This is a genomic window from Cronobacter dublinensis subsp. dublinensis LMG 23823, from assembly GCF_001277235.1.
Lineage (GTDB): Bacteria > Pseudomonadota > Gammaproteobacteria > Enterobacterales > Enterobacteriaceae > Cronobacter > Cronobacter dublinensis.
Map to the genome: position 1 here is coordinate 1,940,759 of NZ_CP012266.1, position 14,267 is coordinate 1,955,025.

At 61.3% G+C, this 14,267-nt stretch carries 12 protein-coding genes; 6 read left to right on the plus strand and 6 right to left on the minus strand.

Annotated elements, in window-relative coordinates:
- Positions 1-148: 148 nt before the first annotated feature.
- Positions 149-2,296, plus strand: a complete 2,148-nt coding sequence (gene fdhF / locus AFK67_RS08880) for a formate dehydrogenase subunit alpha (protein WP_081591108.1) — start codon at positions 149-151, stop codon at positions 2,294-2,296.
- Between the two features lie 58 nt (positions 2,297-2,354).
- Here the strand turns inward: fdhF and AFK67_RS08885 are convergent, their stop codons facing one another.
- Positions 2,355-3,269, minus strand: coding sequence for a LysR family transcriptional regulator (locus tag AFK67_RS08885; RefSeq protein WP_032967382.1), 915 nt, complete (start codon positions 3,267-3,269; stop codon positions 2,355-2,357).
- Positions 3,270-3,394: 125 nt separating this feature from the next.
- On the opposite strand from AFK67_RS08885, the gene AFK67_RS08890 reads away from it, so the two are divergent.
- Complete coding sequence (locus AFK67_RS08890; RefSeq protein ID WP_038884118.1) at positions 3,395-4,777, plus strand: MFS transporter; 1,383 nt, start codon at positions 3,395-3,397, stop codon at positions 4,775-4,777.
- A 96-nt stretch (positions 4,778-4,873) separates the two neighbouring features.
- Positions 4,874-5,092, plus strand: coding sequence for a hypothetical protein (locus AFK67_RS08895; RefSeq protein WP_007725201.1), 219 nt, complete (start codon positions 4,874-4,876; stop codon positions 5,090-5,092).
- A gap of 45 nt (positions 5,093-5,137) precedes the next feature.
- Here the strand turns inward: AFK67_RS08895 and iraP are convergent, their stop codons facing one another.
- The gene (gene iraP / locus AFK67_RS08900; RefSeq protein ID WP_007725203.1) at positions 5,138-5,482 is read right to left on the minus strand and encodes an anti-adapter protein IraP; all 345 of its coding nucleotides are present in this window, start codon (positions 5,480-5,482) and stop codon (positions 5,138-5,140) included.
- Between the two features lie 316 nt (positions 5,483-5,798).
- Between iraP and AFK67_RS08905 the strand changes: the two genes are divergently transcribed.
- A complete protein-coding gene (locus AFK67_RS08905) occupies positions 5,799-6,215 on the plus strand; it encodes a GFA family protein (RefSeq protein WP_007725206.1) in 417 nt (138 codons plus the stop codon).
- Between the two features lie 21 nt (positions 6,216-6,236).
- Here AFK67_RS08905 and AFK67_RS08910 read toward each other — a convergent pair whose 3' ends face one another.
- Positions 6,237-7,082 carry an MBL fold metallo-hydrolase gene (locus AFK67_RS08910; protein WP_007725209.1) on the minus strand — a complete coding sequence of 282 codons (846 nt, stop codon included), beginning with the start codon at positions 7,080-7,082 and terminating at the stop codon, positions 6,237-6,239.
- Positions 7,083-7,220: 138 nt separating this feature from the next.
- On the opposite strand from AFK67_RS08910, the gene AFK67_RS08915 reads away from it, so the two are divergent.
- Positions 7,221-8,150, plus strand: a complete 930-nt coding sequence (locus AFK67_RS08915) for a LysR substrate-binding domain-containing protein (RefSeq protein ID WP_007725212.1) — start codon at positions 7,221-7,223, stop codon at positions 8,148-8,150.
- A 3-nt stretch (positions 8,151-8,153) separates the two neighbouring features.
- Here the strand turns inward: AFK67_RS08915 and betA are convergent, their stop codons facing one another.
- Genes betA through betI form a run of 3 tightly spaced genes read right to left on the minus strand, consistent with a single transcriptional unit; the run spans position 8,154 to position 11,941 of the window.
- Positions 8,154-9,833 (minus strand): choline dehydrogenase, encoded by a 1,680-nt coding sequence (betA, locus tag AFK67_RS08920; protein WP_007725215.1) that lies wholly within the window; start codon positions 9,831-9,833, stop codon positions 8,154-8,156.
- 26 nt (positions 9,834-9,859) lie between these two features.
- Positions 9,860-11,332, minus strand: coding sequence for a betaine-aldehyde dehydrogenase (betB, locus tag AFK67_RS08925; RefSeq protein WP_007725217.1), 1,473 nt, complete (start codon positions 11,330-11,332; stop codon positions 9,860-9,862).
- Between the two features lie 12 nt (positions 11,333-11,344).
- Positions 11,345-11,941 carry a transcriptional regulator BetI gene (betI, locus tag AFK67_RS08930; protein ID WP_007725220.1) on the minus strand — a complete coding sequence of 199 codons (597 nt, stop codon included), beginning with the start codon at positions 11,939-11,941 and terminating at the stop codon, positions 11,345-11,347.
- A gap of 252 nt (positions 11,942-12,193) precedes the next feature.
- Between betI and AFK67_RS08935 the strand changes: the two genes are divergently transcribed.
- Entirely contained in the window at positions 12,194-14,224 is a 2,031-nt protein-coding gene (locus AFK67_RS08935; RefSeq protein ID WP_007725223.1) for a choline transporter, read from the plus strand.
- The last annotated feature ends 43 nt before the right edge of the window (positions 14,225-14,267 follow it).

Genomic DNA, 14,267 nt, shown 5'->3' on the forward strand with positions numbered 1-14,267 from the left:
CACGTCACTTCTGACGAAAGGCGCGGCTCTCGACACCCGCACAACTCCCCGTCATAAAAAATTCCCTTATCCGGCAGTGGGTTAACGGCTGGCACGGTTTCTGCATTATATGCGCCACTATCTACGCAGTTAACCGGGAGCAAGACCGATGAAGAAAGTCGTCACGGTATGCCCCTATTGCGCGTCGGGTTGCAAAATCAACCTGATCGTCGATAACGGCAAAGTCGTTAAGGCGGAAGCGGCAATGGGCAAAACCAATCAGGGGGACTTATGCCTGAAGGGCTATTACGGCTGGGATTTTATCAATGATACCCAGATCCTCACGCCGCGGCTGAAAACGCCGATGATCCGCCGCGAGCGGGGCGGCAGGCTGGAGGCGGTGTCGTGGGACGAGGCGCTCGATTATGTGGCGCAGCGGCTTGGCGATATCAAAGCGAACTATGGCCCGGACGCGATCATGACGACAGGCTCGTCACGCGGCACCGGTAATGAAACCAACTACGTGATGCAAAAATTTGCCCGCGCGGTGATCGGCACCAATAACGTCGATTGCTGCGCGCGCGTCTGACACGGCCCCTCGGTTGCAGGTCTGCACCAGTCGGTCGGTAACGGCGCCATGAGCAACTCCATCACTGGCATTGAAAATACCGATTTAGTGTTTGTCTTCGGATATAACCCCGCGGATTCACATCCGATCGTCGCCAATCGCGTGATTAAAGCGAAGAAAAACGGCGCGAAAATTATCGTCTGCGATCCGCGTAAAATCGAAACCGCGCGCATTGCGGATATGCATCTGGCGCTGAAAAACGGCTCCAATATCGCGCTCCTGAACGCGATGGGCCACGTCATTATCGAAGAAGATCTCTGGGACCACGCCTTTGTCAGCGCCCGTACCGAAGGTTTTGAGGAGTATCGCAAGATAGTCGAAGGCTATACGCCGGAGTCGGTAGAAGCGATAACCGGCGTCAGCGCGGCGCAGATCCGTGAAGCCGCCCGGCTTTACGCCCAGGCAAAAAGCGCGGCGATCCTCTGGGGGATGGGCGTTACGCAGTTTTACCAGGGCGTCGAGACGGTGCGGTCGCTCACAAGCCTGGCGCTGCTCACCGGCAACCTCGGCAAACCGAGCGCGGGCGTCAACCCGGTGCGCGGGCAGAACAACGTGCAGGGCGCGTGCGATATGGGCGCGCTGCCGGATACGTACCCAGGCTATCAGTATGTGAACAACCCGGCGCACCGCGAGAAATTCGCCCGCGCCTGGGGCGTAGAATCGCTGCCTGCGCATACCGGCTATCGCATCAGCGAGCTGCCGCACCGCGTGGGGCATGGCGAAGTGCGCGCGGCGTACATTATGGGCGAAGATCCGTTGCAGACCGACGCCGAGCTGTCGGCGGTGCGTCAGGCGTTTGCGAGCCTGGACCTGGTTATCGTGCAGGATATCTTTATGACCAAAACCGCGGCGGCGGCGGATGTGATTTTACCGTCCACCTCGTGGGGCGAGCATGAAGGGGTCTATACGGCGGCGGATCGCGGCTTTCAGCGCTTCTTTAAAGCGGTGGAGCCGAAGTGGGATTTGAAAACCGACTGGCAAATAATCAGCGCCATTGCCACCCGCATGGGATATCCGATGCATTACGACAATACGCAGCAGATCTGGGACGAGCTGCGCGCGCTGTGCCCGGATTTCTACGGTGCGACCTACGAGAAAATGGGTGAGCTCGGCTACATTCAGTGGCCGTGTCGTGATGAATCGGACGCCGATCAGGGCACCGATTATCTGTTTGAGAAGGAATTTTCCACGCCGAACGGCCTCGGACAGTTCTTCACCTGCAACTGGGCACCGCCGCTCGACCGGGTGAACGACGACTACCCGCTGGTGCTCTCTACCGTGCGCGAAGTGGGGCACTACTCGTGCCGCTCAATGACCGGCAACTGCGCCGCGCTCGCCGCGCTCGCCGACGAACCGGGCTACGCGCAAATCAACAGCGCCGACGCCAGACGGCTCGGCATTGAAGACGAGGCGCTGGTCTGGGTGGTGTCGCGCAAAGGTAAAGTCATTACCCGCGCGCAGGTCAGCGACAGGCCGAACCAGGGCGCGGTCTACATGACCTACCAGTGGTGGATTGGCGCCTGTAACGAGCTGGTGGCGGAAAACTTAAGCCCCATCACCAAAACGCCGGAGTACAAATACTGCGCCGTGCGCGTCGAGCCGATTCGCGAACAGCGGGCCGCCGAGCAGTATGTGATTGACGAGTACAATGCGCTGAAAGCCCGGCTGCGGGAATCCGCGCGAGGATAAACGCGTCAACCGCACCGCGATCCCAATCCCCCGCAAGGGGGATTTTTTTGCGCGTTATTCAGCCCTGCGGCATCAGCGCGCGGCATTCGGCGAGCACAAACTGTCGCAGCCAGCGGTGCGCCGGGTCGGCCTCTGAGCGCGGATGCCACATCTGCGATACCGTGATAGGGCGGGTCGGCACCGGCAGGTCAAACCACGCGATGCCGGGTGCGGGCGGCAGGTTTATCAGAAACGACGCGGGCACCAGCGCCACCAGGTCACTTGCGCGCGCGACCGCCAGCGCCGCCGGAAACCCCGACACCACGGCGGCGACGGTGCGCGCAAGGCCGAGCGTCGCAAGGCCTTCATCCACCGGCCCGGTGAGCAGCCCGCGCCGCGAGGCCACCACGTGCGGCCAGGCGACATAGTCCTGCGCCGTCACGTCCGGGCGCGCGGCCAGCGGATGCGCCTCCCTCACCACGCCTACAAAACGGTCCTGGAACAGCCGTTGCAGCCGGATTTCCGGCCCCATCTCGCCCGGCACGCCGATTTCCAGATCCGCGTCGCCTTCGCGTAGTGGCCGGTCTGTTTTGGCCGGCTTCGGCGCGAAACGCAGACGCACGCCGGGCGCGATACGCGCGGCGCTGACGATAAGATGCGGGCCGAACGCCTCCACAAAGCCGTCATTGGCGCGAAGCGTAAAGGTCTGCTGGTGGCTGGCGATAGCAAACGCCTGCGGCGCGGGGCGCAGCACGGCGCGGGCTTCGAACACCGCGCTCTGCGTGCGCTCACGGATGGCCTGCGCGTAAGGGGTGAGCACCATCTGGCGTCCGGCGCGCACCAGCAGCGCGTCGCCGGTGGCGTCGCGCAGGCGGCCCAGCGTGCGACTCATCGCCGAGGCGCTTAAGCCGAGCCGCCGCGCGGCCACCGCCACGCTTTTCTCGGTAAGCAATACATCCAGCGCGAACAGCAGGTTGAGATCCGGTTCATTCATCATTCCCTCCGGGCGCCTTATCAGATATGGCGTTTCATGCAGGTTTACAGTGCAATCGTTGCGTCTTCCGCCATGTATCGCCTGGAAGTAGAGTTAACGCAAGCATGAATGACGCTGAGGTGATAATGACGCTTTTTTCGAGCCTGCCCGGCGATGAAGGGCTGCCGGGGCGCGAGCGCGCGCTGGCGATGACGGCGGTGATGACCAGCACGACGATGGCCGTGTTTGACGGCGCGATGGTGAATATCGCGCTGCCGGATATCGCGCGTGAATTACAGGTGAGCGCGGCGGACGCCGTGTGGGTGGCGAACGGTTATCTGCTCGCGGCGGCCATGACGCTCGCGATTTTCGCAGCGCTGGCGGGAAGGCTTGGCTTTCGTACGCTGTTCGCCGCAGGCGTGGGGCTGTTTACGCTGGCCTCGCTCGGCTGCGCGCTGGCCGATTCGCTCGGGATGCTGGTGGCGATGCGCTTTTTGCAGGGGATTGGCGGGGCGGCGACGCTCAGCATCGCGCCAGCTATCCTGCGCACTATTTTCCCCAACCGGCTGCTGGGGCGCATTCTTGGAATGAACGCGCTGCTTATCGCCACCAGCACGGCGGTTGCGCCGGTGCTCGGCGGCGCGCTGCTGGCCTGGCTCGGCTGGCCGTGGCTGTTTGCCATTAATCTCGCGCCGGGGGCGCTCGCGCTGTGGCTGACGCTTCGCACGCTCCCGCAGGCCCGTCGCCCGGCGCGCGGGCCGTTTGACGTGTCGGGCGCGCTGCTTTCAGCCCTGATGCTGGGCGCGGCAGTGATGGCGCCGGACGCCGTCTCGCTGTCCGCCACGCTCGGCTGGGCCGCGCTGGCGGCGCTTTCGGGCGCGGCGCTGGTCTGGCGTCTTAAGCGTGCGCCGGAGCCGCTTTTGCCGCCGCAGCTTTTCGCCAGCCCCCGCTTTACCCTTGCGGCGCTCACCTCGCTGGCGTCGTTTATCAGTCAGGGAATGACCTTTGTGGCGCTGCCGTTTCTGTTTCAGAGCGTGTATGGCTACAGCGCGCTGAACGCGGCGCTGCTGTTCACCGCCTGGCCGGTGGGTATTATGCTGGTCGCGCCGCATGCCGGACGACTCGCCGATCGCCACGCGCCGTCGCTTATCGCCACCGTCGGGCTCGCGGTCTTTGTGGCGGGGCTCGTGGCGCTGGCGCTGCTGCCTGCTCACGCGAGCGCATGGGATATCAGCCTGCGCGGCTTACTGTGCGGAACGGGCTTTGGCATTTTTCAGAGCCCCAATAACCGCGAGATGCTGGCGAACGCCTCGCGCGAGCACAGCGGCTACGCCTCCGGCGTACTGGCGATTATGCGCATGTTCGGGCAGTGCGTGGGGGCGGCGCTGGTGGGGGTGATTTTCGCCCTCGGCGCGCCCGGCACTGACGCGCTGGCGCAGGCCTCTGGCGTCCGGCTCGCGCTGTGGGTCGCGGCTCTCGCATCGCTGCTGGCGCTCGGCTTTAGTCTGAGTCGGTTGCGGCGCGGATAGGGCGCAATACCCGCGTGCGGCGGCGGGTTATAAAATCAGGCGCGGCGCTCAGGGCTGTGTTAAGGTCGTTTTCTAATCACTACTGAGGGCTAACCTATGCCAAAAAACGTCGTTGCCATTCTGCCTGGCGGACAGGTCGAGCATGTTGCTGTTGCCGATGAGTTAGAAATCATGCGCATTAGCGGTGAGAAGGGGGCCACGCTTGAGTTGCCAATTGAGAGTTATAAGCTTGATGGCGAAACGTATCTGGTAGCGCGGTTTTCGAGCCTCGTGAGCGCGCAGGAAACCGAAAGCGCTATCCGGCAGTTTTATTAATTCCTCGCTACGGGGGCTAAGCCCCTGTAGCGGTTTATTACGGTCTCAGAATTTCTTCTCGCTGGTCAGCGACGATGAGAGTTTACGCAAGGCGTCGACATCCAGTTCCGGTTTCTCTTTATCGAGAAGGCAGGCGACAGAAAGTAGTTCATTAAACTGCGCGAGTAATAATTCCGTATCCGATTTTAACGGATTATCTTCCGCATCCAGCGCCGCGTTAATCGCTTTTTTGACCCCTTCAACCATTTCTTCCATGCCGCCGTTCTTGCCGATGGTCATTAGCATGGCGCTTAACAATAACGCCTGCGCTTCCACCTGAGCCGTCAGAATTTTCGCTTCCGCATCCATTTTCGAAATTTTGGCAATCATGCTGTAAATCACATTATTCATGAGATTCCTCCTTTGCCCGACCAGCATATCAGTGGCGCAAGCGCGGGCAATATTGTGTAGTCTTAAATTAGCGCAACGCGCCTGTAAAGGCCTGAGTACGGGTGTTTGTCCACGCACGACAACGCGCGCCCTGGCGGCGTTCAGGCAACAGCATTTATAAGCAAGGCAGATACAGAGTATATATACGCTAACCCTCCCGGTTGCCGAAACTCGCCGCGCTAAAATCGCGGCTGAAATCGCACAATGAACGAAGGTTGCTTCGCGAAACGGCGAGGGGCTGCACGGGAATATCGCATTAAGGCGAGGAGAATGCACGATGAATAAAATGAATGGCCAGTGTCACTGCGGTGCCGTGAAATTTACCGTGGAATTAACGGACGGGCTGAATACCGCCCGGCGCTGCAACTGCTCTTATTGCCGGATGCGCGGCGCCATTACGGTGTCGGCGCCGCTAAACGGTATTACCGTGCTGGAAGGTAAGGAAAAACTGACGGAGTATCGCTTTAATACCCGCCAGGCGGCGCACTATTTCTGCCAGGTCTGCGGCATTTATACCTTCCACCAGCGGCGCTCGAATCCGGATCAGTATGGCGTGAATGTCGCATGCCTCGACGGTATTTCACCTTTTGATTTTCCTGAAATCACCGTGACCGAAGGCATCCACCATCCTAATGATGGCGGTGGCGGCGTGGCGGGCTATTTACGTTATACGCCCGCCACGCCGGACGAGTAACGGCTCAGGCACGACAAGAGTTCAGCGTTCGGCATAGTCGAGGCGATAGCCGTCGGCAGTGTCGCGCACGTATGCAAACCCTGGCGCGCCAAGGTGCATTCCCGCCACCATGAGCTGTTCGCGGGCGGCCTGCGCCAGCACGGTCTGGCGGGTGGCGGCGGCCTGCGCCGGATCGTGGTCAAAGGCGATGGAAACCGTCGGGTGCGCGGACTGGACAGACGGGAAGTGCACGATATCGCCCCAGATAAGCAGGCTTTCACCGCCTGAATCGAGGCGAAACCCGGTGTGGCCTGGCGTATGGCCCGGCAGCCAGACCGGGCGGATACCCTCTGCGATGACGGCCTCGTCGGTGATAAAACGCAGGCGCGGCGCGTACCCCTCAAGCGTGCGGCGGGCAAGCGATATCGCGCGCTGTACCCGCTCATTCGCGGCACGCAAGCGCGCGTCGTCGCGCCAGAATGCGGCTTCCAAAGGGTGCAGCCAGAGCGCGGCGCGCGGGTAGACCGGCGCGCCCTGGCGGTCCAGCAGGCCGCCGAGATGATCGGGGTGGCCGTGGGTCAGTAAAATCGTATCCACCTCGTGCGGCGCTACGCCAAGCGCGCGCAGGGCGGCGAGTAGTTCTCCGCCTGCCTGGTTTAGCCCGCCGGTACCGGCATCGACCAGCATGACGCGTCCCTGACCACGAATCAGATAACCATTGATGAGGATCTCGTCGGGCCTGGCGATGCCAGCGTCGCGCTGGAGCGCCTCGGCACCGGCAGGCGAGATGCCCGCTAACAGATCGAGGCTTACCGGCATCGTGCCGTCGCTGAGCGCAGTGACCTGGAATTCGCCAATCTGGCGTGAGGGAAAAGCGGGACGGTTCATACAGCCCTCCTGGGCGTGCGGCATAATGACGTTTCGTCATGCTAAAGGCTGCTATCACGGCTGTGAAACGATACTATGGCACCCCTTAATGACTTTTTATCACTGACGGGCGCAGGCCCGGTTGCAGGAGGCGTGCCAGTGCGCAGAAAAATCCCCGGCAGCGCGTCGCTGCAGGCGTTCGAGGCGGCCGCGCGCCACGGTAATTTCGCCCGTGCGGCGCAGGAGCTGGCGCTGACGGAAGGCGCCATCAGCCGCCAGATTGCGAAGCTTGAAGCGCTGCTCGGCTGCAAACTGTTCGACCGCACCGGCAGCCGCGTCAGGCTGAATCCGGCGGGCGCGCGCTACGCCCACCGCGTGCGCGAAACGCTGGAGCGGCTTGAGCGCGACACCCAGTATCTGATGGGTCTGCCAGAAGGGGGCCGGAGCCTGGAGATAGCCGCGCTGCCCACCTTCACCAGCCGCTGGCTTATCCCGCGACTCGGGCGTTTCTCTGCCCGCCACCCCGACATCACGCTGAATATCGCCGCGCGCACCGATCCGTTTATCCTGAGCGGCAGCGGTTTTGACGCCGCGCTGCATTTTGACAGCCCCGCCTGGGCCGGAATGCGCGTCACCAGGCTCTATGAAGAGCGGCTGGTGCCGGTGTGCCACCCGGCGCTGGTGAAAGAAGGGGGGAGTCACGCTGCGTTAAACCGCCTGCCGCGCATCCAGCGCCGCCAGAACCCTGACGCGTGGCAGCGCTGGGCGCAGGAGACCGGTACGCATCTCGATAACCCGGCGCAGGGCGCGCGCTACGATCTGCATGAGATGGCGATTGCCGCCGCGCTTGCCGGGCAGGGCGTGGCGCTGGTGCCGCAGGGGTATGTGGAAGAGGAACTGGCGCGCGGCGCGCTGGTGGCGCCCTGGCCGGGAACCGCCGCGATTAGCAAAACGTTTTGTCTGATAAAACCTGTGGAGAGCGGCGTTAACGATGCCGCGCTTGAAGCGTTTGAAGCCTGGTTGCGGGACGAGATCCCGGCGCAACACACAGAAAAAAGCGCCGCCGGTGGGGGAGACCGGCGGCGGTGAGCGTTACGCCCGCTGCGGTTCGCCGCGCACCGGGCGATCGCCTGCGACGAAATAGCTCGCCGTGCTGCGCGGCAGCGGCGCGCGACCGCGGATGTTATCCGCAATCTTCTCGCCAATCATGATGGTAGTCGCGTTCAGGTTGCCGGTGATAATCAGCGGCATAATCGACGCATCCACCACGCGCAGCCCTTCGAGCCCGTGTACGCGGCCTTCACCATCCACCACGGCCATGTCATCGCTGCCCATTTTGCAGGTGCCACAAGGGTGATAGGCGGTTTCCGCGTGGTTACGCACAAACTCATCGAGCTGTTCATCGGTATGGCAGTCGATGCCCGGACTGATTTCACGGCCACGGAATTCATCCAGCGCGGGCTGGTTGATTATCTGGCGCGTAATGCGAATGGCGTCGCGGAACTCCTGCCAGTCCTGCTCGTGCGACATGTAATTAAACAGGATCGCCGGATGCTGGCGCGGATCGCGCGATTTAATGCGTACATGGCCGCGGCTCGGCGAGCGCATGGAGCCGACATGGCACTGGAAGCCGTGCGCTTCAACGGCGTTGGAGCCGTTGTAGTTAATCGCCACCGGCAGGAAGTGGTACTGAATGTTTGGCCAGGCGAACTCTTCACGGCTGCGGATAAACCCGCCGCCCTCGAAGTGGTTGCTGGCCCCGATGCCGGTGCCGTTAAAGAGCCACTCTGCGCCGATTTTCGGCTGGTTCCACCATTTGAGCGCCGGGTAGAGCGAGACCGGCTTTTTGCATTCATATTGCAGATACATCTCCAGGTGATCCTGAAGGTTCTCGCCGACGCCCGGCAGGTCATGCACGACCGGAATATCAAATTGTTTCAGCAGCTGCGCGTTACCCACGCCCGAGCGCTGAAGGATCTGCGGCGAGGCGATGGCGCCCGCGCAGAGCAGCACTTCACGGCGCGCGGTGACTTTTTGCGGCGCGTTGCTGGCCCCGTGGAGATACTCCACGCCCACCGCGCGTTTGTTATCGAACAGAATGCGATCGGTCGTGGCGTGGGTGATGATTTTCAGGTTCGGACGCTGCTTCGCGGTGTCGAGATAGCCGCGCGCGGTACTGGAGCGGCGGCCTTTCGGCGTCACGAAACGGTCCATCGGGCCGAAGCCTTCCTGCTGGTAGCCGTTGAGATCGTCGGTACGCGGATAGCCCGCCTGCACGCCCGCTTCAATCATCGCCGCGAACAGCGGGTTATTGCCGGGTTTGCAGGTGGTGATGCTGACCGGGCCGTCGCCGCCGTGATAATCGTTAGCGCCGATATCGCGCGTTTCCGATTTCCGGTAATAGGGCAGGCAGTCGAGATAGGTCCAGCGCGCAAGGCCAGGCTGCTGCGCCCAGTTGTCGAGATCCATCGCGTTGCCGCGGATGTAGCACATGCCGTTAATGAGCGACGAGCCGCCAAGCCCTTTACCGCGCCCGCACTCCATGCGGCGGTTATTCATGTACGGTTCAGGCTCGGTTTCATACGCCCAGTTATAGCGTTTCCCCTGGAGTGGATACGCCAGCGCCGCTGGCATCTGGGTGCGGAAGTCAAAGCGGTAATCCGGGCCGCCCGCTTCCAGCAGTAATACGGTGACGTCGCTGTCTTCGGTCAGTCTTGTTGCCAAAACATTCCCTGCGGATCCGGCTCCGATAATGATGTAATCAAATTCCATTAGTCGTTCCTCAGGTTAAAAATCAATCAAAATACGGACTGGAAGCGGGTCATCTCGACCTGCACGGATTTCACCTGCGTATAGCTTTGCAGCGTCATCAGCCCGTTCTCGCGGCCAATGCCGGAGTGTTTATAGCCGCCGACCGGCATCTCGGCGGCGGATTCGCCCCAGGTGTTGATCCAGCAGATGCCGGCTTCAATCTGGTGAATGACGCGGTGCGCGCGGTTGAGATCCTGGGTGACGACGCCCGCCGCCAGGCCGTATTCGGTGGCGTTGGCGCGCGCAATCACTTCCTCTTCGCTCTCATAGGTGAGAATCGACATGACCGGCCCGAAGATCTCTTCGCGCACGATGGTCATCTCATCGCGACAGTCGGTGAAGACGGTCGGCTCGACCCACGCGCCGTTATCAAAGCCAGTGCCGCTCATGCGCTTGCCGCCGCACAGCAGGCGCGCGCCTTCGCGGATGCCGGTGTCGATATAGCGTATCACGTTGTCGCGGTGCGCGAAGCTGACCATCGGCCCGAAATTCGTCGCCGGATCGTTGAGGTCGCCCGCCCGGATGCGCGCCACGCGTTCAGCGATTTTCGCCCCGAACGCCGACTGCAGTTTCGCCGGGATAAACACGCGCGTGCCGTTGGTGCAGACCTGGCCTGAGCTGTAGAAGTTGGCCATCATGGCGATGTCGGCGGCGAGATCCAGATCCGCGTCGTCAAAAATGATGAGCGGCGATTTTCCGCCAAGCTCCATCGTCACTTCTTTAAGCGTCGAGCCCGCCGCGTTCGCCATCACTTTTTTGCCGCTGGCGACGCCGCCGGTAAACGAGACTTTGTTGATGCCCGGATGTTCCGTCAGCAGCTGGCCGGTGACCGCGCCGCGGCCATTGAGCACGCTGAAGACGCCGTCCGGCACGCCCGCTTCGGTGTAGATTTCGGCGAGTTTCAGCGCGCTGAGCGGCGTGACTTCGCTCGGTTTGAAAATCATCGCATTGCCCGCCGCGAGCGCCGGAGCGGATTTCCACAGCGCAATCTGGATCGGGTAGTTCCACGCGCCGATGCCTGCCACCACGCCCAGCGGTTCGCGGCGGGTATACACGAAAGCGGTGTCGCGCAGCGGGATCTGCTGCCCTTCGAGCGCGGGAATAAGCCCGGCGTAATATTCCAGCACGTCGGCGCCGGTGACGATATCGACCGCCTGGGTTTCGCTCAGCGGTTTGCCGGTGTCGAGGGTTTCGAGCGCGGCGAGTTCGTCATTGCGCTCGCGCAGGATATCCACGGCGCGGCGCAGGATGCGCGAGCGCTCCATCGCGGTCATCGCGGCCCAGATTTTCTGGCCTTTGCGGGCGGCTTCGACGGCGCGATCCACGTCGGCCTGGCCGGCTTCATGGACGTCGGCGAGCACGTCGCCGTTCGCCGGATTGATGGTCTGGAATGTATTGCCCGACGCTGCCGGGACAAAGTGGCCATCAATGTAAAGCTGCTGTTCTGCGAATCGGGACATGATTCCTCCTTCTCAAGGGTGCTCGGCGCCAGCCAGCTGCTGGCGAATGAATTGAGTGGTGAGCGTGCGGGCCGTGTCCAGATTAAACGGCTTGCCGCTCAGCGCCGCGCGCAGCCACAGGCCGTCAATCAGCGACGCCAGCCCGTGGGCCGCCAGCCGCGCCTGTTCGCGCGGCAGTTCGCGGCGAAACTCGGCGGCGAGCGTTGAAAACAGCCGACGGCTGCTGACGCGCTCAAGCCGTCCGAGCTGCGGCTGATGCATGCTGCTGGCCCAGAAATCGAGCCAGGCTTTCATCGCCGCGCTGTGAACCTGGGTGTCATCGAAATTGCCTTCGACAATCGCCAGCAGACGCGCCTCGGTGCTGGCCTGCGCCAGCGGTTTCAGCCGGGCGGCGACGGCGTCGCGCAGCTGCCGGGTGATGTCACGCATGGTGGCTTCGAGCAGGCCGTTTTTGTCTTTGAAGTAGTGGCTGATGATCCCCGCCGAGACGCCCGCCCGGCGCGCAATCTGCGCGATGGTGGCGTCGTTGATCCCGACGTCATTGATGGTGCTAAGCGTTGCATCAATTAACTGCCTGCGCCGTATCGGCTGCATTCCCACTTTTGGCATGACCCCGGACTCCCGCTTCACCACGATGTTAAGACTATTAGAACTTTTTTTGATTGGACGTTCAATATAAAAAAATAAATTGTTAAGATGTTGTGATTGGATTGTCGCAAAAGCGGAACGGTACGCTACGCTATCTTGCGGTTAATCACCGTTGTGAACTATCGGAGGGCGCAGAGAAGGGCCTGGCGAGGCCGCTAACCATGACCACGCACTTTCATTACAGGAAGACAGAACATTAACCAGAGGTAACCGATGACGAATCCACCTGCCAGTGAAAAAAACAGAATTAACGCCGTGGTGTTCTACACGTCAGCCGCGCTGATTCTGACTTTTTCACTGGTCACTATTCTCTTCAGCGAACAGTCCGCCGCCTGGATCCAGCTCGCGGTCAACTGGGTCTCGGCGACATTCGGCTGGTATTACATGCTGGCCGCCACGCTCTATATCGTGTTCGTGATTTTCATGGCCTGCTCGCGCTATGGCGACATCAAGCTCGGGCCGGAGCAGTCGAAACCGGAGTTCAGCCTGCCGAGCTGGTCGGCGATGCTGTTCGCCGCCGGTATTGGCATTGACCTGATGTTTTTCTCGGTCGCCGAGCCGGTGACGCAGTATATGCAGCCGCCGACAGGGGCGGGGCAGACTATCGAGGCCGCGCGCCAGGCGATGGTCTGGACGCTGTTCCACTACGGTCTGACGGGCTGGTCGATGTACGCATTGATGGGCATCGCGCTGGGCTACTTTAGCTATCGCTACAACCTGCCGCTGACCATCCGCTCCGCGCTTTACCCCATCTTTGGCAAGCGTATTAACGGGCCGATAGGCCATACCGTCGATATCGCGGCGGTGATTGGCACCATTTTCGGTATCGCCACGACGCTTGGCATCGGCGTGGTGCAGCTCAATTACGGCCTGAAAGTGCTGTTCGATATTCCCGAAGGGCTGACGGCGCAGCTGGCGCTGATTGTGCTGTCGGTAGTAATCGCCACGATTTCGGTCACGTCTGGCGTCGATAAGGGCATCCGTTTTCTGTCCGAGCTCAACGTTATCCTGGCGCTGGGGCTTATCCTGTTTGTCCTGTTTATGGGCAAAACCGACTTCCTGCTGAACGCGCTGGTGCTGAACATTGGGGATTACATCAACCGCTTTATGGGGATGACACTCGATACGTTCGCCTTTGATATGCCGCGCCAGTGGATGAACAGCTGGACGCTTTTCTTCTGGGCCTGGTGGGTGGCATGGTCGCCGTTTGTGGGGCTGTTCCTGGCGCGTATTTCACGCGGGCGCACCATTCGCCAGTTCGTGCTCGGCACGCTGATTATTCCGTTTACCTTTACGCTGCTGTGGCTGTCGGTGTTTGGCAACGCCGCGCTGTATGAAATTATCCACGGCGACGCAGGCTTCGCGCAGGAAGTCATCGCCCATGCGGAGCGCGGCTTCTACAGCCTGCTGGCGGAATATCCGGCGTTTAAACTGAGCGCCTCGGTTGCCACCATCACCGGGATGCTGTTCTATGTGACGTCCGCCGATTCCGGCTCGCTGGTGCTGGCGAACTTCACCTCGAAGCTTAAAGACATCAACAGCGACGCCGCCAACTGGCTGCGGATTTTCTGGTCGGTCGCCATCGGCGTGCTGACCATGGGCATGCTGATGACCAATGGTATTTCGGCGCTGCAAAACACGACGGTGATAATGGGCCTGCCGTTCAGCTTCGTGATTTTCTTTGTCATGGCCGGGCTCTACAAATCGCTGAAGGTGGAAGATCACCGCCGCGCCAGCGCCAGCCGCGACACCGCGCCTTATATTCCGTCTGGCAATGACCGTCTGAGCTGGAAAAAGCGCCTGTCACGGCTGATGAACTATCCGGGCGCGCGTTACACCCAGCAGATGATGGAAACGGTGATTTTCCCGGCGATGCAGGATGTCGCGAAGGAGCTGGAATTGCGCGGCGGGCGCGTCACGCTGCGTAAAGTGGACGCAGATGAGGAGCCTCCGCTGGGCTACCTGGATCTGCGCGTGCACCTTGGCGAGGAGCAGGATTTTGTTTATCAGGTCTGGCCGCAGCAATATTCGGTGCCGGGCTTTACCTACCGGGCCCGGAGCGGGAAGTCGCACTATTTCCGCCTTGAGACGTTCCTGCTGGAGGGCAGCCAGGGCAACGACCTGATGGACTACAACAAAGAGCAGGTGATTATCGATATTCTCGACCAGTACGAGCGCCACCTGAACTTTATCCATCTCCACCGTGAGGCGCCAGGCAATAACCTGGTCTTCCCGGAGCTGTAACAGAAGTTGCAAAAGAAGATGTAAAAGAAAAAGGCCACGCGAG

Coding starts and splice junctions, on each gene's coding strand:
- AFK67_RS08890 (WP_038884118.1), top strand. CDS start 3,395: ATGACGCTTTTTTCGAGCCTGCCCGGCGATGAAGGGCTGCCGGGGCGC.
- AFK67_RS08895 (WP_007725201.1), top strand. CDS start 4,874: ATGCCAAAAAACGTCGTTGCCATTCTGCCTGGCGGACAGGTCGAGCAT.
- betA (WP_007725215.1), bottom strand. CDS start 9,833: ATGGAATTTGATTACATCATTATCGGAGCCGGATCCGCAGGGAATGTT.
- AFK67_RS08905 (WP_007725206.1), top strand. CDS start 5,799: ATGAATAAAATGAATGGCCAGTGTCACTGCGGTGCCGTGAAATTTACC.
- betB (WP_007725217.1), bottom strand. CDS start 11,332: ATGTCCCGATTCGCAGAACAGCAGCTTTACATTGATGGCCACTTTGTC.
- AFK67_RS08910 (WP_007725209.1), bottom strand. CDS start 7,082: ATGAACCGTCCCGCTTTTCCCTCACGCCAGATTGGCGAATTCCAGGTC.
- iraP (WP_007725203.1), bottom strand. CDS start 5,482: ATGAATAATGTGATTTACAGCATGATTGCCAAAATTTCGAAAATGGAT.
- betI (WP_007725220.1), bottom strand. CDS start 11,941: ATGCCAAAAGTGGGAATGCAGCCGATACGGCGCAGGCAGTTAATTGAT.
- AFK67_RS08885 (WP_032967382.1), bottom strand. CDS start 3,269: ATGAATGAACCGGATCTCAACCTGCTGTTCGCGCTGGATGTATTGCTT.
- AFK67_RS08935 (WP_007725223.1), top strand. CDS start 12,194: ATGACGAATCCACCTGCCAGTGAAAAAAACAGAATTAACGCCGTGGTG.